The 20,737-nt window shown below is 40.3% G+C and carries 18 protein-coding genes, 2 tRNA genes and 1 pseudogene; 16 read left to right on the top strand and 5 right to left on the bottom strand.

What is annotated here, in order from left to right; genetic code table 11:
- Positions 1 to 18: 18 nt before the first annotated feature.
- Entirely contained in the window at positions 19 to 1,125 is a 1,107-nt protein-coding gene (locus HMPREF0671_RS05285) for a DUF4876 domain-containing protein (protein ID WP_036897590.1), read from the top strand.
- A gap of 241 nt (positions 1,126 to 1,366) precedes the next feature.
- On the opposite strand, the gene HMPREF0671_RS12200 is transcribed toward HMPREF0671_RS05285, so the two are convergent.
- The 3 genes and pseudogenes from HMPREF0671_RS12200 to HMPREF0671_RS05275 all read right to left on the bottom strand — a co-directional run bounded on the left by HMPREF0671_RS12200 (position 1,367) and on the right by HMPREF0671_RS05275 (position 2,639).
- Positions 1,367 to 1,525, bottom strand: a complete 159-nt coding sequence (locus tag HMPREF0671_RS12200) for a hypothetical protein (protein ID WP_156958366.1) — start codon at positions 1,523 to 1,525, stop codon at positions 1,367 to 1,369.
- Positions 1,526 to 1,686: 161 nt separating this feature from the next.
- Positions 1,687 to 2,118, bottom strand: a pseudogene (locus HMPREF0671_RS05280) (site-specific integrase); the annotation flags it as partial.
- A gap of 83 nt (positions 2,119 to 2,201) precedes the next feature.
- Positions 2,202 to 2,639 carry a hypothetical protein gene (locus HMPREF0671_RS05275; protein WP_036897587.1) on the bottom strand — a complete coding sequence of 146 codons (438 nt, stop codon included), beginning with the start codon at positions 2,637 to 2,639 and terminating at the stop codon, positions 2,202 to 2,204.
- Positions 2,640 to 2,771: 132 nt separating this feature from the next.
- Between HMPREF0671_RS05275 and HMPREF0671_RS05270 the strand changes: the two genes are divergently transcribed.
- From HMPREF0671_RS05270 to HMPREF0671_RS05240, 10 genes are all read left to right on the top strand, one after another.
- Positions 2,772 to 4,433 carry a glycosyltransferase gene (locus HMPREF0671_RS05270; RefSeq protein ID WP_036897584.1) on the top strand — a complete coding sequence of 554 codons (1,662 nt, stop codon included), beginning with the start codon at positions 2,772 to 2,774 and terminating at the stop codon, positions 4,431 to 4,433.
- A 34-nt stretch (positions 4,434 to 4,467) separates the two neighbouring features.
- Complete coding sequence (gene glgP / locus HMPREF0671_RS05265) at positions 4,468 to 7,029, top strand: alpha-glucan family phosphorylase (protein ID WP_036897582.1); 2,562 nt, start codon at positions 4,468 to 4,470, stop codon at positions 7,027 to 7,029.
- Between the two features lie 214 nt (positions 7,030 to 7,243).
- A tRNA-Ser gene (locus tag HMPREF0671_RS05260) sits at positions 7,244 to 7,329 on the top strand.
- A 24-nt stretch (positions 7,330 to 7,353) separates the two neighbouring features.
- Positions 7,354 to 7,425 (top strand) — tRNA-Glu (locus HMPREF0671_RS05255).
- Positions 7,426 to 7,562: 137 nt separating this feature from the next.
- Positions 7,563 to 7,886, top strand: coding sequence for a cupin domain-containing protein (locus HMPREF0671_RS05250; RefSeq protein WP_036897580.1), 324 nt, complete (start codon positions 7,563 to 7,565; stop codon positions 7,884 to 7,886).
- 457 nt (positions 7,887 to 8,343) lie between these two features.
- Positions 8,344 to 9,006, top strand: a complete 663-nt coding sequence (locus tag HMPREF0671_RS12660) for a carboxypeptidase-like regulatory domain-containing protein (RefSeq protein WP_369793927.1) — start codon at positions 8,344 to 8,346, stop codon at positions 9,004 to 9,006.
- Positions 9,007 to 9,010: 4 nt separating this feature from the next.
- On the top strand, positions 9,011 to 9,394 hold the full coding sequence (locus tag HMPREF0671_RS12655; RefSeq protein ID WP_369793926.1) for a hypothetical protein: 384 nt from the start codon (positions 9,011 to 9,013) through the stop codon (positions 9,392 to 9,394).
- A gap of 53 nt (positions 9,395 to 9,447) precedes the next feature.
- Positions 9,448 to 9,570 carry a hypothetical protein gene (locus HMPREF0671_RS12650; RefSeq protein WP_369793925.1) on the top strand — a complete coding sequence of 41 codons (123 nt, stop codon included), beginning with the start codon at positions 9,448 to 9,450 and terminating at the stop codon, positions 9,568 to 9,570.
- Between the two features lie 71 nt (positions 9,571 to 9,641).
- On the top strand, positions 9,642 to 10,388 hold the full coding sequence (locus HMPREF0671_RS12645; protein ID WP_369793928.1) for a TonB-dependent receptor domain-containing protein: 747 nt from the start codon (positions 9,642 to 9,644) through the stop codon (positions 10,386 to 10,388).
- Positions 10,389 to 10,683: 295 nt separating this feature from the next.
- A complete protein-coding gene (locus HMPREF0671_RS05240; protein WP_036897578.1) occupies positions 10,684 to 11,076 on the top strand; it encodes a rhodanese-like domain-containing protein in 393 nt (130 codons plus the stop codon).
- Positions 11,077 to 11,131: 55 nt separating this feature from the next.
- Here HMPREF0671_RS05240 and proS read toward each other — a convergent pair whose 3' ends face one another.
- On the bottom strand, positions 11,132 to 12,613 hold the full coding sequence (proS, locus tag HMPREF0671_RS05235; protein WP_036897574.1) for a proline--tRNA ligase: 1,482 nt from the start codon (positions 12,611 to 12,613) through the stop codon (positions 11,132 to 11,134).
- Between the two features lie 199 nt (positions 12,614 to 12,812).
- On the opposite strand from proS, the gene HMPREF0671_RS05230 reads away from it, so the two are divergent.
- The 3 genes from HMPREF0671_RS05230 (at position 12,813) to HMPREF0671_RS05220 (ending at position 16,630) form a co-directional block, all read left to right on the top strand.
- Positions 12,813 to 13,493, top strand: coding sequence for an OmpA family protein (locus HMPREF0671_RS05230; RefSeq protein ID WP_036897572.1), 681 nt, complete (start codon positions 12,813 to 12,815; stop codon positions 13,491 to 13,493).
- 127 nt (positions 13,494 to 13,620) lie between these two features.
- Positions 13,621 to 14,352 carry a monofunctional biosynthetic peptidoglycan transglycosylase gene (gene mtgA / locus HMPREF0671_RS05225; protein ID WP_036897569.1) on the top strand — a complete coding sequence of 244 codons (732 nt, stop codon included), beginning with the start codon at positions 13,621 to 13,623 and terminating at the stop codon, positions 14,350 to 14,352.
- A gap of 4 nt (positions 14,353 to 14,356) precedes the next feature.
- Entirely contained in the window at positions 14,357 to 16,630 is a 2,274-nt protein-coding gene (locus HMPREF0671_RS05220; RefSeq protein WP_036897659.1) for an ATP-dependent helicase, read from the top strand.
- A 103-nt stretch (positions 16,631 to 16,733) separates the two neighbouring features.
- On the opposite strand, the gene HMPREF0671_RS05215 is transcribed toward HMPREF0671_RS05220, so the two are convergent.
- Positions 16,734 to 19,268, bottom strand: coding sequence for an ATP-dependent Clp protease ATP-binding subunit (locus HMPREF0671_RS05215; RefSeq protein ID WP_036897566.1), 2,535 nt, complete (start codon positions 19,266 to 19,268; stop codon positions 16,734 to 16,736).
- 469 nt (positions 19,269 to 19,737) lie between these two features.
- Between HMPREF0671_RS05215 and HMPREF0671_RS05210 the strand changes: the two genes are divergently transcribed.
- Together HMPREF0671_RS05210 and smpB are read left to right on the top strand one after the other, a co-directional pair.
- Positions 19,738 to 20,247, top strand: a complete 510-nt coding sequence (locus tag HMPREF0671_RS05210; RefSeq protein ID WP_036897563.1) for a DMP19 family protein — start codon at positions 19,738 to 19,740, stop codon at positions 20,245 to 20,247.
- A gap of 9 nt (positions 20,248 to 20,256) precedes the next feature.
- Positions 20,257 to 20,736, top strand: a complete 480-nt coding sequence (gene smpB, locus HMPREF0671_RS05205) for an SsrA-binding protein SmpB (protein ID WP_036897560.1) — start codon at positions 20,257 to 20,259, stop codon at positions 20,734 to 20,736.
- Position 20,737: the final 1 nt, after the last annotated feature.

Raw genomic sequence — 20,737 nt, 5'->3', positions numbered from 1 at the left:
TATAAAGAAGACAAACAAATGAAGAAGATGATTCTATGCGCATTGGCAACAATTGCGCTTTTCGCAAACTGTACACGTGACGGACAACCAGAAGGAAAGAAACATACCGCTGAGACAGAAAGTACGGACCTGATTATAAAAGACATTTACTATGCTGGAGACTTCGTGGAGACACCTTACAGCAATAAATCTGAATACACGGATGACAAGTTTATTTCCGTCTATAACCCTACCGACCATGACATAAGTCTTGAGAACATGGCTTTGGCACTATGTCAGTACAACGCCGTAGACAAAGTCAACTTTGAAAAGCCTAATAGCGATTATAGACAGAAAGCATTTGGCGTTTCCAACATGATTGGTTTCCCAAAAGATAAAAGTGGCATGCCATACATCGTAAAAGCAGGCAAAACTATTGTTATTGCCATGAGAGCCATCAATCATGCGGAAGGATACAAGAAGTATTTGAAAGAGTATGGAGAAGTTCCAGATAAATACAAAGGTATCGAAAAACTGATCGACCTTTCCAAAGCCGACTTTGAATGGGGACAGAATGGTAACGAAAACGTTCCACACATGACGTTCCTCTATTGTAAGGAAAACGACAAAGAACAGGAAAAACGAATGAAAGAGGACAAATCGAAAGTCGGAGTATGGGATGAAGACGACGATGAGTATGTATCTTTCGGATTTCAGCGAGACTTCACCATAGCGCTGATACGTTTGGCAGAACCTATCGAGAAGATAAAAGAAAATATGAACAATGCCAAAGTAAATGAAGCGTTGCTAAGAGAAATCGAAGAGCCGATGGCAAAATATGGACGCTATGTTATGTGGAGCGAGAGTGGACATCACTCACATTCACAAATTCTCATGTTCTTACCGAACCAATGGGTTGTTGACGCCGTAAATGTAAGGTTTAACGGAGCTTCTACTGAAAAAGAATTCCCGATATCGGGTACTCTGGACAAAGGTTGGAATGGCGTTTACAAAAATGCTGATGATAAGATAGACGTTGGTGCAGGCAAGATGATTACTCGACGTTTTAATGGAAAAAGATTTTCCGATACAAACGACTCATCGGTTGACTTTGAGGTCAAGAAAGTAGTTGTACCTACGAAATAAGAAGGCATGAGCATTATAAATGCCTGCCTTCTCTTACTAAACTTCATAAAATAACCTGAGTTCGGTATAAGAAATTCTTCAAAAAAGTTGTAGGAGTGGAATGTTTTTCGTATCTTTATAGTTGATAATCAAAGTATTAACGAAAAATATCCACTCCTATGAATAGTACAAATTTAATAGAAATATTCTGTATTCTTGATGAATTCTGCAAGCTTTTTGCTCCTCAACTCAAAAACGTCTGTTAGACGAGTCTAGTAAGCATCGCCGAAACCGTCCGTGTGTAATGAGCGATAGTGAAATAATGACTATCCTCATCATGTATCATCAGTCTCATTACATAGATCTCAAAACGTTCTATCTTCATGAGATTTGTGAACATCATCGTTCCGAATTTCCCCATATACTATCCTATAACCGATTTGTCGAGCGTCAGCAAAAGGTAAATATGCTCTTGTTGATATTTCTACAGACATGTGCCCTCCCTTAGTCTTTTGTCTGTTGATATAAAGCAGTGTTTTGAATGTACTTCTCATCATGATTTTAGTTTTAATGCTACTATTGCTAAATGCTCATCTGCATATCCTCTGTGAAAGAAAGGAAACGCTCAAACTCCACAAACAGCTTCTGTGGCGTAACCTTTGCGTACCGCTCGGTCATACTCACGTTACTATGCCCCAACATCTTGCTTACCGTTTCTATCGGTACTCCTTGTTCAAGGGTAATGAGCGTGGCAAAGGTATGCCTTGCCGTATGAGTGGTAAAGGGAAAGGCTATGCCTGCTCTTAGGCGCAATGCTTTAAGATACGATTGATAGGTGGCATATTTCATCTGTGGCAATAGGCTTTCCCTTTCATCGCTCTTGTACTTCTCTATTATCCTGATGGCTTCGGGCTACAACTTGATACGACAAAGTACGCCTGTCTTCTGCCTGTTGAACTTCAGCCAAAGACTTCCCTCATCATCACGGACAAGATACGACCTGTTTAACTCCATTTTTCACTCATTATCAGATAGTTTTCGCATTATACGATAATTCTTCATTTTCCTTGATTAGTTGCACGCAAATGAGAGAAATACTACCGGGTGAGCGGGGACTCTTGGAGGACGAAAGTGAGTGATTTCGGGAGCTTGACCCATTTCCGATTGACTACAATCTTGATGTTACTGCCACTTTTCTGGGTTAATATATAGTTGCCATCCTTACTTTTTGACAACGTTGCAGTAAGATCTTCGCTTCCATAATCATTTGATATTTCTAGATTTGCAGTGTTTGGAGAAACTAAATCTGCGCTGATAATTAGCCATTTTCTAGTGTCTCTTATCGCTCCGAGATAACCGGGGAGTTCTCCGAAAACCTCTTGATCTTTAACCAAAACATTGTTATCATAGAAGTTCATGTATATATATACTTGATATTCTTGATTGTATAAATATCCTTGAAAGTTCTTGTCTCTTTGAGCAAAAACGATGAGCGAAAAAGTGAGACAAAGCCAAATAGAAAATATTCTTTTCATCGTGTGTAACTAATTGATTATTGCAAAGATAATTGTTTACATCAAGAAAAGAGCCTGTTTAATCAAATATTAGGATTTAAAGTTGTCAAATTAGATAATTTATATTAAATTTGAAGCGATATTAGACTTATCATGAGTAAAGAAAAAAGATTTCCCGATTATATATTTGAATCGAGTTGGGAAGTATGTAACAAAATTGGTGGTATATACGCAGTACTTTCTACGCGTGCCAAAACATTGCAAGCGCTGCTAGGTGATCAACTCATATTTATCGGCCCGGATTGTTGGAAGGATACAGAAAGTCCTTTTTTTGAAGAAGATGATGCCATTTATGCCGATTGGCTTGTACAGGCTAGGCAAGAAGGGCTTCACGTTCGTATTGGACGCTGGATGATTCCCGGTCGTCCGGTTGCCGTCTTGGTGGATTTTACCCCATATTATCAGCAGAAGAATTATATATATAGTCAAATGTGGGAAGATTTCCAAGTGGATAGTCTCCATGCTTATGGCGATTACGATGAGGCATCAATGTTCTCGTATGCTGCTGCTAAAGTAGTGGAAAGTTTCTACCATTTCTATTTAAATGAGCAGTCGCAAGTGATTTATCACGGTAACGAGTGGATGACTTGTTTAGGCCTTTTATATGTTCAGAAGCATCTGCCACAGGTTGGTACCATTTTCACGACCCACGCAACAAGTATCGGTCGCAGTATAGCCGGTAATAACAAACCTCTATATGAATATCTATCAGCATATCAGGGTGATCAGATGGCTGCGGAATTGAATATGCAAAGTAAACATTCGGTAGAGAAACAAGCAGCCATGAATGTAGACTGTTTTACGACTGTGAGTGACATTACTGCTGCCGAATGTCGAGAACTGCTGGACAGACCAGTAGATTGTGTGTTGCCTAATGGATTTGAAGACAATTTTGTTCCTAAGGGTGCTGCCTTTACGAAGAAGCGTAAAGAGGTTCGAACCAAAATGTTGAGAATTGCCAATGCTTTGTTGGGAACAGATTTGGGAGATGATACTTTACTTGTAGCTACGAGTGGGCGCTATGAATTTAGAAACAAAGGCATAGATGTTTTCATCGAAGCTATGAATAGGTTGCGATTTGATACGAATCTTCAGAAGAATGTCATAGCGTTTATAGAGGTGCCCGGCTGGGTAGGAGATGTACGTCAAGATCTGAAAGAACGATTGGACTCTGGCAAGAAATACGATACTCCGTTACCGGAACCGATGCTGACTCACTGGTTACATAATTCTCAAGAAGATTGTGTCTTGGGAATGGCTAGATATCTTGATATACAAAATAGGGTAGAAGATAAGGTGAAGTTGATTTTTATACCTTGTTATCTGAATGGCGATGATGGTATTGTCAATATGCCTTATTATGATGTAGTGTCTGGTAATGATCTTTCGGTATTCCCATCATATTATGAACCTTGGGGATATACGCCATTAGAGTCGATAGCCTTTAAGGTGCCTTGTATCACGACAGATTTAGCTGGGTTTGGCCTGTGGGCAAATGCAGAAAAAGGTAAACCATGTAAGTTAATTGATGGAGTAGAGGTGATTCACCGAACCGATTATAATTATTCGGAGGTGGCTGATGATATTAAGAATGCGATAGTTACTTATGCCTCTTTTGATGATGCGACCGTGAGAAAGGCTCGTATGCATGCAAGTAACCTGTCGAAGAGAGCGCTTTGGGATAAGTTTATTGCTTATTATAAGGTCGCTTATGATATAGCTTTGTCAAAAGCGGCATCTCGAAAGAATAGATAAAAGATAGTATAAAATTATTATAATAAAATATTTTATGAAAATTAAAGCTGATTATACGAATGCTCCGCAGTGGAAAGAGCTGACTATTAAATCAAGGCTTCCAGAACAGCTACAGTGTCTAAATGAGCTTGCTCAGAATATGTGGTGGGCTTGGAATTATGAGGCACGCGATCTCTTTAAGAGTCTTGATGCAAAACTTTATGAAGAAGTGGGTCATAATCCAGTGTTATTGTTGGAACGTTTGAGTTACGACCGTAAGGAACAGATTGTGAAAGACAAGGCTACGATGAAGAAGGTGAAAGACATTTATGCAAAGTTCCGTGCTTACATGGATGTGAAACCTAATGCAGAGCGCCCATCGGTAGCGTACTTCAGTATGGAGTATGGCATCAATCAGGTAGTTAAAATTTATTCAGGCGGTCTTGGTATGTTGGCTGGTGACTATCTGAAGGAAGCTTCGGATAGTAATGTCGATATGTGTGCCGTGGGCTTCTTGTATCGTTATGGCTACTTCACTCAGTCGTTAAGTATGGACGGTCAGCAGATTGCCAAGTATGAAGCGCAGAACTTTAATTCGCTTCCAATCGAGCGTGTCTATAATGAGGATGGGAATCCGATGGTTGTTGATGTACCTTATTTGAACTATCAAGTCCATGCAAGTCTTTGGTGCATGAATGTGGGACGTATCAAATTGTATCTCTTGGATACAGATAATGAGATGAACTCTGAATTTGATAAGCCTATTACACATGCTCTCTATGGTGGTGACTGGGAAAACCGTTTGAAGCAAGAAATTCTCTTGGGTATTGGTGGTATGCTGGCTTTGAAGAAGCTTGGCATCAAGAAAGATGTATATCATTGCAATGAAGGTCATGCTGCTTTGTGTAATTTGCAGCGCTTGTGTGATTATGTAGACGAGGGACTTAGCTTCAATCAAGCAATGGAGTTGGTTCGTGCTTCTTCACTTTATACCGTTCATACACCGGTACCTGCAGGGCATGACTATTTTGACGAGGCTTTATTTGGAAAATATATGGGTGGATATCCATCTCGTCTAGGTATTTCATGGGATGAGTTTATTGGTATGGGACGTGAGAATCCGGATAACCATGAAGAGCGTTTCTGCATGTCTATCTTTGCATGTAACACTTGCCAAGAGGTTAATGGCGTAAGTAAGTTGCATGGATGGGTAAGTCAAAAGATGTTTGCTCCTATCTGGAATGGTTATTTCCCAGAAGAGAATCATGTCGGATATGTAACCAATGGTGTCCATCTTCCAACTTGGACAGCGACAGAATGGCGTAAGGTATACGACAAATACTTTGATGCCTCATTTATGAGCGACCAGAGTAATGAGAATATTTGGCATGCTATCAACGATGTTCCTAATGATGAGATATGGAACACACGTATGACTTTGAAGAAAAAGTTGGTAGATTATATACGTGAAAAGTTCACAGAGTCTTGGCTGAAGAACCAAGGCGATCCTTCAAGAGTGGTGTCATTATTGGAGCGCATTAACCCTAATGCGTTGATGATAGGTTTCTGTCGTCGCTTCGCAACTTATAAACGTGCTCACTTGTTGTTCACCGACCTTGATAGATTGGCTAAAATTGTAAATGATCCAGAGCATCCTGTACTGTTCTTCTTCTCTGGTAAGGCTCACCCTGCAGACGGTGCTGGACAAGGATTGATAAAGAAAATCTTTGAAATTAGCCAACGTCCGGAATTCCTCGGTAAGATTATCTTCCTAGAAGATTATGATATGCAGTTGGCTCGTCGACTTGTTTCGGGTGTTGATATTTGGATGAATACGCCGACACGCCCTCTTGAAGCTTCTGGTACATCTGGTGAAAAGGCAGAGATGAACGGTGTTGTAAACCTCTCTGTGCTTGATGGCTGGTGGGTAGAAGGTTATCGTGAGGGTGCTGGTTGGGCTCTGCCACAGAAACGTACCTATGATAATCAAGGCTATCAGGACCAGTTGGATGCAGCAACTATCTATAGCTTGTTGGAGAATGAGATTATACCTCTTTATTATAATAAGAATAAGAAGGGGTATAGCGAAGCTTGGTTGAAGGTGGTGAAGAACTCCATTGCGACCATTGCACCTCATTATACTATGAAGCGACAGCTAGATGATTACTATGAGAAGTTCTATCAGAAGGAAGCAGAACGCTCTAAGAAATTGCTGGCAAATGGATATCAACTAGCTAAGGAAATCGCAGCATGGAAGGAAACTGTGGCAGAACGCTGGGATTCAATTCATGTTGTATCTAAAGACACACAGTTTATAGAGAATGGAGGAGAGACTGGCGTTGAGACGACTATTAAATATGTTATCGATGAACAAGGTCTAAATGATGCTGTAGGATTGGAACTCGTTATTCTAAAGAATAGCCAAAGTGACGATGAACATGAGATTTATAGTGTTCGCGAATTTAAGATGGTAGGGCATGAAGGTAATCTTTATACTTTCGAAGCTACTATTGAACCTAGCGACGCTGGTGCATTCCGTACTTGTGTTCGTATGTATCCTAAAAATGAGAAGCTGCCACATCGTCAAGACTTCTGCTATGTGAAGTGGCTTGACTAATATTGTTGTAGGCAAATACATATATAATAATGAGCTCGGTGATTACCGGGCTCATTTTATTGATGCCTCTATATACTTATATGGTAAGAAAGTGGAAAGAATGAAATAGTCAATAAAAAACTATAGAATAATTTTGGTGATATTGAATATTTGCATTACCTTTGCACCGCATTTAAGAACAATGCTTGGTAAGTTCGGTTTAAAACCAATCTTTGGAAGGATGGGTGAGTGGCTGAAACCACCAGTTTGCTAAACTGACGTACGGGTTCCGTACCGGGGGTTCGAATCCCCCTCCTTCCGCAAGTGCCGTTCTTAATGCAAACCGGTCGGTTCATCTAACGGTTAGGATACAAGATTCTCAATCTTGGCATACGAGTTCGATTCTCGTACCGACTACGAAAGCTGCTTTATAAGCAGCTTTTTTTATGCCTATCTGTGTAGGTTGGTAACATTTGTTACTACATTCTCCTTTTTTACTTCATGGCATTTAATTTGTTGGATTAGATGTATAGAAACCAATAAATGATAGAGTTATGGCAAAGGTAGAAAAAGGAAAAGTTTTCATTGTAGGTGACCTTATAGCATATACGGAAGGTGGTGTGGTGTCGAAAGAGCTGATTCATAATGATATGGGGAGTATTACATTGTTCTCATTTGATGAAGGACAAGGACTTTCTGAACATATTGCACCCTATGATGCGTTTATTCAAGTAATTGAAGGGGAAATGGAATTGACTGTCGAAGATAGTTTACATATTATAAAAAAAGGTGACTCTTTTATTATTCCTTGTGGGGCGCGACACGCTGTTCATGCCGCTAAGCCATTTAAGATGTTATTGACCATGATTAGAGGATAGAGAAATGGTTTTGTATAGAATTACTTTGTAAGATAGCAATAATTCTCTACCTTTGTGCACTATCAGGATTAGGGCACGAAGAAGAATACTAGAGGCGTGGCTATTATTGGTGGCTTTTGCACCGATATTAGTCATGTCTTCTGTTCATGTGCATTCTTCTCTACCTGCAACAGAAAAGGAGTGTGCAGCTTGTTTACATCATATCAAGCATGCAAGTCATTTAGATTCTCAAGCAAGAAATCTAGATTTTTGCGCACTTTGTCAATTTCATAGTTTCTTATTTATACCAGTGATTATCCTATTTAGTGCATTTTCCACCAATAAGTATTTGGGAAAATGCATTGATAGATGTAGTAATAGAGTTGCCGGTTATACAATTTTCTTTTCAAGGCGTGCTCCTCCTAGGTTTGTAATCTATTGAAATGATAGTTTTTATAAACAAAAGTATACATGCATTATGAAGAAGAATTTATTAGTGTTATTGTTATCCTATATCTGCATGATGACAGTAGCTGCCCCTGTAGTAGGGAAAGCCACCCTCTCAGGACAAGTGTCGGATGCCATTGATGGTAGTCCGTTGACAGGTGTTGTTGTTACCTTTCCGGAATTAAATATAGGAGCAACCACAAATGAAAAAGGATATTATTTATTTGACAATCTGCCACAACGTAAGTTAACAGTACAAGTTACTTACATTGGACATCGAGTTATAGTGGAAAATATAGACCTTACAACTACCCACGTTAGAAATTTCTTGATGGAAGAAACGAATGCTATGATCAACGAAGTTGTTGTGACAGGTATTACTGGTAAGGCATTATTGAAGGAGATGCCGACTCCTGTAACGCTTGTTAGTCTGCGTGAATTGCAGATGACTCAGTCTAGTAATATCATCAATGCCTTGGCACATCAGTCCGGTATTGCAGAGATTACAACTGGAAATGGAATATCTAAGCCTGTGGTTCGGGGACTTGGTTTCAATCGTGTAGTTGTAGTTAACGATGGAGTAAGACAGGAAGGACAGCAATGGGGAGATGAACATGGTATCGAAATAGATGGGCAAACCGTATCTTCTGTAGAGATATTGAAAGGGTCCGGCGAGCTTAATGTATGGTTCTGATGCGATGGCCGGAGTGTTAATATTTCATGATGCTCCTGCATTGGCAAAGGGAGAAATGAGAGCTAATGTGTCCGGTGAATACCAATCCAATAATTCTTTGCGTGATTATTCGCTTGATTTTGCTGGTAATCAAAATGATTTTGTTTGGAATTTCCGATTCTCAGACAAGTATGCAGGCGAATATCAAAATAAGTATGATGGTAAGGTGAAGAATTCGCAATATACGGAAAAGGGGATAAATACCATGCTCGGAATTAATCGTAGTTGGGGATATTCACATTTAAATATAGATTATTATTATCTTAAACCGGGCATTGTAGAAGGTGAGCATGATGAGACTACCGGAGAATTTGAGGATGAGATGCCATTCCAACACGTAAAACCCTAAAAGCAGTCATTGATAATACGGTGTATCTTGGCTCTGGTTCTCTGAAATTCATTGTGGGATACCAACACAATAGAAGGCAGGAATTCGAGGAATCTCCAACTACTCCGGGATTGGATTTCATGCTTCATACCATCAACTATGATGTACATTACGAGGTACCACAACTCGGTGGCTAGCGATGGAACTTTGGTACGAATGGTATGTATCAGCGTTCGTTGAATAAAGGTGATGATTTTTTTTTTTTGATATTGGAGCCTTTGCTACGGTAGGACTAAAGATAGATAATTGGAATATCAGCGCAGGTCTACGATATGATAATCGAAATCTGCATAGCTTTAAACTTGGTGATGTTTTTGAGAAAATATCGCGTAATTTCTCTGGTTTAACCGGAAGTGTAGGAGCTACTTCGGTAGGTGATGTTGCTATTAAATTGAATTTAGCGCGTGGTTTCCGTACTCCTACAGTGGGTGAACTGGCTTCTAATGGTGTTCATGAAGGAACTATTCAGTACGTGATTGGAAACAAAGAATTGGATCCTGAGTATAGTTGGCAAATTGATTTAGGCCTTGATTATACCTCAAAGCTTCTTTCTACCCAGTTAAGTTTGTTTGCAAACTTCATAGACAGCTTTATTTTTAATCATAAATTAAATGGAGTTAAGACAGAAGGATACGATACTTACCAGTACACCCAAGGCAATGCAAGGCTTCTTGGCGGAGAGTTTAGCATTGATTTCCACCCTGTTCGGAAGTTGCATTTCGAGAATACATTCTCCTATGTTAATGCTGTTCAAGCCCATCAACCCAAGGATTCTAAGTATTTACCCTATACTCCTGCACCTCGATGGACATATGAATTGAACTATACTTTTATCAATGATGGAAAGGTTTGGGATAATACTTATGCAGCAGTATCTATGGAGTGTAATCTCCGACAAAATCATTTTATGCGGCAGATGAGACAGAGACGGCAACACCTTCGTATACTTTACTGAACTTATCGGCTGGTACAGATTTTAAAGTGAAAGGTAAAAAGGTTGCCACTTTAATCTTAACACTGAACAATGTGTTTGACCGCGCTTATCAGAATCATCTAAATCGCCTAAAATATGTAGCTATCAACAATGTAACTGGGAGACGCGGAGTATTTAATATGGGGCGTAATTTTGGAATAAAATTGATAGTTCCACTATCGCTATAGGAATGATGACGAGCGAAAGTAACTTTGCTTGTTTCTGCTGTAGTATCATATTAATTTCTTATATTTGCATCATCAAATAGAAAAAATATATGAAGTGTAAATTGATAAAGATGTTGACGGCTCTCTTGGGATTGACAGGGGCCGCCTGCGTACAGAAGAATATCCCTGCAAATGCCATTGTAACGGTGGATGCAGTTAGTTTCGAGAAGGCTCTATCAGATGTGAATGCTCAAATAATAGACGTTAGAACATCAGAAGAATTTGCCGAAGGACATATTGAAAAAGCTCTGAATATAGATGTTACTCAGTCTGATTTTATCGAAAAAGCAAAAAAACAATTAGATAAAAGTAAAACGAGTTATGTTTATTGCAGAAGTGGCAGGCGCAGTATGATGTCTGCAGATCTTCTTTCTAAAGAAGGTTTTAAGGTGATCAATCTAAAAGGTGGCTATTTGGAATGGCAGAGTTACAAAGGTAAATAAAGATATTATCTTATAAAACAAATAAAGGGATGTCAATTGACATCCCTTTATTTGTTTAGTAACTTCTTGCGATGATCACTCGATATTTTGCCGGTTTACCACTTACCATGTCTGTTCCGGGCGTTTGTTCAAATGCAAATGGAACGCATCGAATGGTAGCTTGTGTCTCTTCTTTAATCTTAGCCTCAGTCTCTTCTGTTCCATCCCAGTGGCACAAGAAGAATCCACCATCTTTAACTTTTTCCTTGAAGACCTCGTAGTCATCGCACTCTGTGATTCTACTATCACGATAAGTCTTTGCTTTCTCCAAGAGGTTTGACTGAATATCTTCGAGCAATTTTGTTACACGTTCAACGATACCATCAAAAGAAACATTCTCTTTGTCAAGTGTATCTCTTCTCATGATTTCGATGGTATTATTCTCTAGATCTCGTCCACCCATCACAAGTCTTACCGGAACACCCTTTAGTTCGTAGTCAGCAAATTTGAATCCGGGACGTTTGTTGTCTGCATCATCAAACTTAACGGTAACACCTAATGCTTTAAGTTGGCTGATAACAGGATTTAATTTCTCTGTAATGGCAGCCAATTGTTCCTGATTTCTAGAAATAGGAATGATGACAACTTGAATCGGCGCAAGCTTTGGAGGTAGCACAAGTCCATTGTCATCAGAGTGGACCATGATGAGGGCACCCATCAAACGAGTTGAAACTCCCCACGAAGTGGCCCATACATATTCCGGCTTGTTTTCTTTATTTAAGAATGTAACATCAAAACTTTTTGCGAAATTCTGCCCAAGGAAATGGCTTGTTCCGCTTTGAAGAGCTTTACCATCCTGCATCATTGCTTCGATAGTGTAGGTATCTAGTGCTCCCGCAAATCTTTCAGTTTCGCTCTTTACACCCTGAATTACAGGGACAGCCATCCAATTCTCAGCAAAATCAGCATATACATGGAGCATCTTCTTTGCTTCTTCTTCAGCTTCTTCTCTTGTCGCGTGGGCTGTATGACCTTCCTGCCAAAGGAACTCACTCGTACGGAGGAATGGACGAGTTCTCATTTCCCAGCGCATCACGTTGCACCATTGATTACACATCAAAGGCAGATCGCGATAAGAGTGAATCCAATTTCTATATGTATTCCAAATGATAGTCTCTGATGTTGGACGAATGATTAACTCCTCGTCCAACCTAGCTGAAGGGTCAACTTCAACGCTACTACCATCTTCGCTTGATTTTAGACGATAATGGGTGACGACCGCACACTCCTTAGCGAAACCTTTTACATGTTCTGCTTCTTTCGATAGGAATGATTTAGGAATAAGAAGTGGGAAATAAGCATTCTGTGCACCAGTTTCTTTGAACATCTTATCCAGTTGCTCTTTCATTTTTTCCCAGATTGCAAATCCGTATGGTTTAATAATCATACAACCGCGTACTGGAGCTTGTTCAGCCAAATCTGCCTTGATTACCAAATCATTATACCATTGACTATAATTGTCAGCGCGTTTGGTTAAATCTTTTAGTTCTGTCGCCATCGTTTATTTGTTTTATTATGTTTTAGGGAAAACTATACTATCGAATAGGTGTTTCCCTTATTTTCTAATGTAAATATCTAATTATATTTGTAGCGCAAAAGTACGAAAAAAAGTTGGTTATCGCATGAGGTTGAGCGAAAAACTACTATCTTTGCATTGTGAAATATAATGATATAAATAACTTACAAGATAAGAGATTATGAGAAAAATGAAAGTTATGACACTTAGTTTGTGTCTTTTAACAGTATTTGGTTGTGCAACTAAGCAAGGTACAGGAGCTCTGATTGGAGCCGGTGGTGGTACGGTATTAGGTGCTATCATTGGTAAAATTGCAGGAAATACAGCTGTTGGTGCAGCTATTGGCGGTGCTGTAGGTTCAGGTGCCGGTGCAATCATTGGCCGTCACATGGATAAGGTTGCAGAAGAAGCTAGAGCCCAAGTAGAGAATGCTAAGGTGGAAGAAGTGACCGATGCTAATGGCTTAAAGGCTGTTAAGATTACATTTGATAGCGGTATCTTGTTTGCAACAGGCAAAGCAACTCTGAATCAAACTTCCAAAAATGAATTGGCAAAGTTCTCAACCGTACTGAAAAACAATACTGATTGTTATGTAGATATCTATGGTCATACCGACTCTACTGGTAGTGATGGTATTAATATTCCACTGAGTAATAATCGTGCTAGCAGTGTTGTCTCTTACCTGAAGAGTTGTGGTGTAGCTGCTAATCAGTTCCAGAATGTAACAGGTAAGGGTAGTTCTGAACCTGTGGCAGATAACTCAACAGCAAGCGGACGTCAACAAAATCGTCGTGTAGAGGTATATATGTATGCTTCTCAAGCTATGGTTCAGTCTGCAAATAACGGAACCTTGTCACATTAATATAGAGTTGATAAGAGTAAACATACTATAACATAAAAAGGAAAGGTTGCCACATATTTCGGTTTGTGGTAACCTTTTTCGTATTGTCAATAGCAATCGATTATTTGTTTTTGAATAAATATTTGTAATGAGTCTGATTTGGAAAGTCATCCGTTGGGGCATCGCAGCCTTTCTTGCTTCAACAATATTGGCAGTTGTCGTCTATCGTTTCTTGCCAATATATTTTACCCCTCTCATGTTCATTCGCTGTTTCCAACAAGTTGGGAATGGCGATTCCATAGAGTTACACCACCATTGGGTTTCATTAGATAAGATTTCTCCGCATCTTCCTGTTGCCGTAATGGCTAGTGAAGATCAGCGATTCTTGCTGCACCATGGCTTTGATTACGATGCTATAGAAAAGGCTGCAAGGCGTAATCTACAAGGTGGTAAGCGGAAGTTGGGAGCTAGCACAATCAGTCAGCAAACCGCTAAAAATGTATTTCTATGGCCCGGTCGCTCTTGGGTTCGCAAAGGATTTGAAGTTTATTTCACCGCTCTCATTGAGTTAATGTGGAGTAAACAGAGAATTATGGAGGTTTATTTGAACTCTATAGAGATGGGCAATGGTATCTATGGAGCCGATGCGGTAGCGGAATATCATTTTGGAAAGACTGCTATAGGCCTTAGTCGTGGCGAGTGTGCATTGATTGCTGCCACATTACCCAATCCCCGTAAGTTCAGCAGTAAGTCTCCTAGTGAATATATGAGGAAGCGTCAGCGACAGATAGAGAACAACATGCGTTTCATTCCGGCATTCCCTTCCGAGGGTAAAGATTATAATCCACGCACTGTAGTCGGTGGTGTGTATTCTCGATAATATGATGATAGAAAATGAATTTTTAACGGCATTAAACCCTTCTCAGCGTGATGCTGTAGAATATTGTGATGGTCCAGAACTTGTCATTGCCGGTGCCGGCTCTGGTAAGACACGCGTGCTGACATATAAAATAGCATACTTACTTAGCCAAGGCTACCAGCCTTGGAGTATTTTGGCACTCACGTTTACCAATAGGGCGGCCGATGAGATGAAGGAGCGTATTGCTAAAATCGTGGGTAGAGAGCAGGCTTCGCGGCTCAATATGGGTACTTTTCACAGCGTATTTTCCCGTATTCTGCGCATAGAATCTGATATTATAGGCTATCATTCCAATTTTACAATCTATGATGAAACCGACTCGCGTTCTTTACTCAAAGCGATTATCAAGGAATTAGGATTGGATGATAAAATCTATAAGCCGGGTTCGGTGCATGCTAGAATCAGCATGGCGAAGAATAAACTGATATTGGCACAACAGTATGCAGCAAATCGCACTTTAATAGAGCGCGACCGCGATGCACGTATGCCTGAAATTAGTCGAATATTCAGTATCTACGAGCAGCGATGTTTGCAGGCTAATGCCATGGATTTTGACGATTTATTGGTCATCACCTATCGGTTATTCGCTGAACATCCCGATATCTGTACCAAATACGCGACCCGTTTTCAGTATGTCTTAGTCGATGAGTATCAAGATACCAACTATGTTCAACAGTGTATTGTCTTCCAGTTGACCCAAGCTAATAGGCGAGTTTGTGTTGTCGGAGACGATGCGCAGAGCATTTATGGATTTCGTGGAGCCAATATCGATAACATCTTAGAATACAATAAGATATACCCTGATTCTAAACTCTTCAAATTGGAACAGAATTATAGATCTACTCAACGAATAGTCCAAGCGGCCAATAGCTTGATTAAACACAATGAACGTCAAATTCCTAAAGATGTATTTAGCGAAAATGATACGGGTGAGAAATTGTTGTTAAAACCTCTATATAGCGACAAGGAAGAGGCTGCTGTAGTCTGTAAAGATATTATGCGTATTCGTCGGCAAGATAGATGTGCGTATAGTGATTTTGCTATACTTTATCGTACCAATTCACAAAGTCGAAGTTTTGAAGAGGAACTGTTGAAATACAATATACCTTATCGTATCTATGGAGGCATGAGTTTCTATCAGCGGAAGGAAATTAAAGATATTATTGCTTATTTCCGGTTGATAGTCAATCATGATGATGAAGAGGCTTTTAAACGTATTATCAACTACCCAACAAGGGGCATTGGTAACATTACATTACAGAAAGTTATCGCAGCTTCGCAGCAATCAGGAGTGAGCTTGTGGACGGCTATTACCCAACCAAATGCGTGTGGTTTGGAATTGAGTCGGTCTGTATTTACCAAGTTGGAAGCCTTTTCACAGATGATAGAACGTTTTACTTCCAAATTAAATACAGTTGATGCAATGATGCTTGGTGAGGAAATCGTCAAGGAAAGTGGTATCAGTGCAGATATTTATGCTAGTAAAGATACTGAAAATTTATCTAAACAAGAGAACCTAACAGAATTCTTCAATGGACTTCAGGAGTTTGTTGAAGGCAATCGTGAAGAGGGGCTTGAGGAACGAGTATATCTGCCTGACTTCTTACAGACGGTGGCTCTCTATCAGGATAAAGAAACTGAAGATGGAAGTAAGGTTAACTTGATGACGGTGCATGCGGCTAAAGGATTGGAATTTCCTACGGTGTTTATCGTTGGATTAGAAGAAAACATCTTTCCAAGTCCGATGTCTACAAACAGTCTGAGAGAACTGGAGGAAGAGCGTCGATTACTATATGTTGCTATCACTCGTGCCGAGAAGCGTTGCATTCTCACATGTGCCAAGAATCGATGGCGTTACGGTAAGTTGGAGACAGATGTTCCTAGCAGATTCTTGCGTGACATAGATCCCCGTTTCATCGTTATAGATGAGGGAATGGGACGTATTTCTGAAGCACCTCGTCGGGTGGTTCCTCAAAGACAAATCGAACCAATAGAGAAGCCACGCTCGGCTTATACTCCTTCGTTTCGTCCTGTTCGTACGGTGCAACAGCCTGTAGAACACACTCAGCCTATGGCGCATAATTTGCAAGTCGGAAGCCGAATCGAGCATCAGAGATTTGGTGTCGGTGTCGTCCAAAAAATTGAAGGAGAAGGTGAAAATACCAAGGCTACAGTTGAATTTGCCAATACTGGCACGAAACTACTGCTATTGAAGTTTGCCAGATATAAAGTCTTGTAATCCAGATATAAAGTCTTGTAATGCAGATAACCTTTTTATTGGTGTAACTAAAAGCAAAAACGAGGATATAGCGGTTTACTATATCCTCGTTTTTTATTTTGTATTATTTAAATGTAAGTTCCTCTTTATTCGGATTTTTACCTACGCTTATCGTATCACCATGTTGTAGTTCTCCGCTCAGTATGCGTTCGCACACACCATCTTCAATGTAGTTTTGTATAGCTCTTTTTAGTGGGCGGGCTCCAAACTGTACATCGTAACCTTTTGTAGCAACAAATTCTTTGGCTTTATCAGTGATTTGTAAATGATAGCCAAGAGCTTCTATTCTGCTATACAAGCCTTTCAACTCAATATTGATAATCTTTTTGATGGCATCAAGATCCAGCTGGTCGAAGGTGATAATCTCATCTAGACGATTCAAGAATTCCGGGGCAAATTGCTTGCTTAAGCTCTTTTGGATGATAGAGCGTGCATACTCTTTATCCTTTTCGTCAACACTCAGGTTGTTGGTGCCCATGGCATTGAAACCTACACCCCGTCCAAACTCTTTCAGTTGCCTTGTTCCGGCATTTGATGTCATGATGATGACCGTATTACGGAAATCTACCAATCGACCGTTTCCATCGGTCAATCGTCCTTCGTCTAGTACCTGAAGCAGTAGATTGAAGACATTGCCGTGTGCTTTCTCTATCTCGTCAAGCAATACGATGGAGTAGGGATGACGCCGAACTTGCTCTGTCAGTTGGCCGCCTTCTTCATAGCCAACATATCCCGGAGGTGCACCGACGAGTCTGGAAACGTTGAAACTCTCAGTGTATTCGCTCATGTCAATGCGGATAAGGGCATCGGTAGAACCGAACATATATTCAGCTAACTTCTTGGCTAGATAGGTTTTGCCAACTCCGGTAGGACCTAAGAACATGAAAACACCAATCGGATGATTGGGTTCTTTGAGTCCCACACGGTTTCGTTGAATAGCTTTCACCATCTTATTGATGGCAGAATCTTGAGCTACGACAGCTGTTCTGAGTTCTTCGCCCATATTCTTGAGCCTGATACCTTCTGCTTCTGCCATCTTCTGAACGGGGATGCCGGTCATCAATGACACCACTCCGGCAATCTCTGTTTCCGTAACGGTTTGTCTATCGGCATTTTCTCCGCTAGCCCATTGGTTATTTAGTTTGTCTAGCTCTGCCTCTAATTCGGTCTGTTTGTCGCGATAGCTGGCAGCAAGTTCGAAATTTTGATTCTTGACTGCATTCTGTTTCTTTTGCTTGATAAGTGCAATTTCCTTTTCTTTGGCAGTAATCTCAGGTGGCACTACAGCATGTTGCAGATGGATACGAGCCCCTGCTTCGTCGAGAGCATCAATGGCTTTGTCTGGGAAAAATCTGTCAGTAATATATCGTTCTGTCAATTTGACACACGCTTGTAGCGCATCTTCTGTATAGTTTACTTGATGATGCTGTTCGTAACGATCCTTGATATTTTGTAGAATCTGCAGTGTTTGTTCTTCGTTTGTAGGCTCTACAAGTATTTTTTGGAAACGTCTTTCGAGCGCACCGTCCTTCTCTATGCTGTTACGATACTCGTCAAGAGTAGTCGCACCGATACATTGGATGACACCACGAGCCAATGCCGGTTTCATGATATTGGCGGCATCCATACTTCCCGGAGTACTTCCTGCGCCAATGAGTGTGTGTATTTCGTCAATAAACACGATGATGTCGGGATTCTGCTCCAATTCTTTGAGCAGCGCACGTATGCGCTCTTCAAATTGTCCTCTGTACTTCGTGCCTGCTACGATGGCTGTCATATCAAGACTGACAACACGACGATTAAACAGCATCGGACTTGTGCGACGGTTCGTGATGAGTTGGGCTAGCCCCTCAACGATAGCACTCTTACCCACACCGGGTTCTCCGATAAGAATAGGATTGTTCTTCTTACGACGGCACAATATCTCTGTGACACGTTGAATTTCTGTCTCTCTACCGACTACCGGATCTAACTTTCCTTCGGCTGCAGCTAGGGTGAGGTCGGTGGAAAAATTATCCAAGACGGGAGTCTTTGCGCCCGAAGCCTTTTGCTGTATGGTAGAGGTATTCTGCTTATGATGAGATGATAAAGTACGCTCGCTTTCATCTTCTTCCTCATCCTCCGAAAGGCCGATTCCATTTCTTACATTTGGTGTACCGGTCTTTTGTGTTTGAAGAAGTTCCAAGGTTTCGGCATAGTTCATATTGTAGAATTCCAATACTTCTTTGGCACCGTTGTTTACTTGGTCGTGCAGAATTGCTAACAGCAGATGCTGTACATCTACATTTTGCGTATGTTGCAGACGTGCCTCTAAAACAGCAAGTTTAAGAATGTTACTGGCTTTCTCGTTCAATACCAACTCGCTTGTAATAATAGGCGTTCCAACCTCTTCTTCACGTACCCTTTGCTCTAATTCAATCTTGATAGACTGAATGTTGATTTGCAAGCGTTGGAATATATTGATGAGTGGACTATCTTTTTCGCGCAACATGCCTAGCAATAGGTGTTCAGGTCCTACTGACCTACTGGCCAAACGAGAAGCTTCCTCGCGGCTGAATGCCAGTATTTCTGATACCCTTGGTGTAAACTGACTAGTCATATAATTGTCTCCTTTTACCTTAAAGTCTATATAGTGAAATCTTTATGGACAGGATTCTTTTGTACATAGTGCACTCTTCCTGTCTTTATTTTTATTACAAATGTTATGCCAAAATGATGATAATGATTTATTGCAAAGGCTCCGCAGCATCGCTGTCACCACCTTTCAGCAAGCCTGCCAAGCCTTTTCAGTAGTGTTGTTCCGCCCTTGCAGCAATTGGCTTATATGACAAATTGACCGTAATAGATGTCTTTTTCCTGCAATATATCGTATCTTTGTAAAATAAACAATATTGATAGAAATAAAGAATCGTACATGTTTTATAGTGTCAATCACTATTCTTTGCAATAACATTTGCTTATGGGAATCTAGCTGCTATTGCCAACAAGCAGTGATGAAATTCTATGGTTATTGCGGATGCTAAACCGGAAGTTTTATTTAACTTTGCAAATCAATCATATAATAAAGAATGAAAAAGGTCACAATACAAGATAGTAAGCTGCGTGAAGCTGCCGAGAACGGCATGGATACATTTGTATCTGTTTTTGTCAATGCGATCAGTGAAGTTATTGGAGGAGAGTTAACTGCAGAGAATATTGGGGAGCTGAATAGCGATCAAATCACATTGCTTGCTTACCATTATTTACACGAGGAAGTGATGGATGGCGGTTTTGTGCAATTGATTCATAATGGATATGGAAATTTCATGTATCATAATCCGACTGCTAAAGCATTTCGCGAATGGGGAATTGTAGACCTATATAGGATCTTAAATAAGAGTCATAAACTGTATCAGAAGTATCATGAGAAGTTAGAAGCCGATTGTACAGACGATGAATTTATGGCTTTGTTTGAGCAATTTGATGAGTTTGACCAGTTCGATGATGCTTTCGTGGAAAACGAAGAGCAATTTACGGCCATGGTAGCAGCTTATATAGATGACCATATAGATAATTTTGCCACGATAGTACAAGAATAATTCGAAAGAATGGGGAACGATAATAAGGATTCTAAGAAAAAGAATTCCATACAAATACGAAATAAGAAGGCTTCCTTTGAATATTTTTTCATGGAGACCTATACGGCAGGAATCGTACTGACAGGAACAGAAATCAAGTCAATACGATTGGGCAAGGCATCGCTTGTTGATGCTTTCTGCTATATTCATAATGGAGAAATGTGGGTCAAAGGAATGAATATAAGCACTTATTTCTATGGCTCGTATAGCAACCATGAGGCCAAGCGCGACCGTAAGCTGTTGCTCAACAAAAGAGAAATATATAGATTGACCGAGGCTACAAAACAAGTGGGATATACCATTGTACCTACTTTGATGTTCATAGATGAACATGGCAGAGCGAAAGTCAATATAGCTTTGGCTAAAGGAAAGAAGGAGTTTGACAAGCGGCAGACTTTGAAAGAGAAGGAAGACCGACGAGAAATGGATAGAGCCATCAAACGTTTCTAAA

The sequence above is a fragment of the Prevotella sp. S7 MS 2 genome, assembly GCF_000762865.1.
GTDB lineage: Bacteria > Bacteroidota > Bacteroidia > Bacteroidales > Bacteroidaceae > Prevotella.
The sequence above is the reverse complement of the archived record's forward strand: the minus strand, read 5'-3'. Positions and strand labels throughout refer to the sequence as shown.

Bases quoted from the DNA above. Each gene is read 5' to 3' on its own strand.
- HMPREF0671_RS05285 (WP_036897590.1), top strand. From the start codon at position 19: ATGAAGAAGATGATTCTATGCGCATTGGCAACAATTGCGCTTTTCGCA.
- HMPREF0671_RS05250 (WP_036897580.1), top strand. From the start codon at position 7,563: ATGGCAAAGGTAGAAAAAGGAAAAGTTTTCATTGTAGGTGACCTTATA.
- HMPREF0671_RS05210 (WP_036897563.1), top strand. From the start codon at position 19,738: ATGAAAAAGGTCACAATACAAGATAGTAAGCTGCGTGAAGCTGCCGAG.
- HMPREF0671_RS05215 (WP_036897566.1), bottom strand. From the start codon at position 19,268: ATGACTAGTCAGTTTACACCAAGGGTATCAGAAATACTGGCATTCAGC.
- smpB (WP_036897560.1), top strand. From the start codon at position 20,257: ATGGGGAACGATAATAAGGATTCTAAGAAAAAGAATTCCATACAAATA.
- glgP (WP_036897582.1), top strand. From the start codon at position 4,468: ATGAAAATTAAAGCTGATTATACGAATGCTCCGCAGTGGAAAGAGCTG.
- HMPREF0671_RS05270 (WP_036897584.1), top strand. From the start codon at position 2,772: ATGAGTAAAGAAAAAAGATTTCCCGATTATATATTTGAATCGAGTTGG.
- HMPREF0671_RS12660 (WP_369793927.1), top strand. From the start codon at position 8,344: ATGAAGAAGAATTTATTAGTGTTATTGTTATCCTATATCTGCATGATG.
- HMPREF0671_RS05240 (WP_036897578.1), top strand. From the start codon at position 10,684: ATGAAGTGTAAATTGATAAAGATGTTGACGGCTCTCTTGGGATTGACA.
- HMPREF0671_RS12200 (WP_156958366.1), bottom strand. From the start codon at position 1,525: ATGGGGAAATTCGGAACGATGATGTTCACAAATCTCATGAAGATAGAA.
- mtgA (WP_036897569.1), top strand. From the start codon at position 13,621: ATGAGTCTGATTTGGAAAGTCATCCGTTGGGGCATCGCAGCCTTTCTT.
- HMPREF0671_RS05275 (WP_036897587.1), bottom strand. From the start codon at position 2,639: ATGAAAAGAATATTTTCTATTTGGCTTTGTCTCACTTTTTCGCTCATC.
- HMPREF0671_RS05220 (WP_036897659.1), top strand. From the start codon at position 14,357: ATGATAGAAAATGAATTTTTAACGGCATTAAACCCTTCTCAGCGTGAT.
- HMPREF0671_RS12655 (WP_369793926.1), top strand. From the start codon at position 9,011: ATGGCCGGAGTGTTAATATTTCATGATGCTCCTGCATTGGCAAAGGGA.
- proS (WP_036897574.1), bottom strand. From the start codon at position 12,613: ATGGCGACAGAACTAAAAGATTTAACCAAACGCGCTGACAATTATAGT.
- HMPREF0671_RS05230 (WP_036897572.1), top strand. From the start codon at position 12,813: ATGAGAAAAATGAAAGTTATGACACTTAGTTTGTGTCTTTTAACAGTA.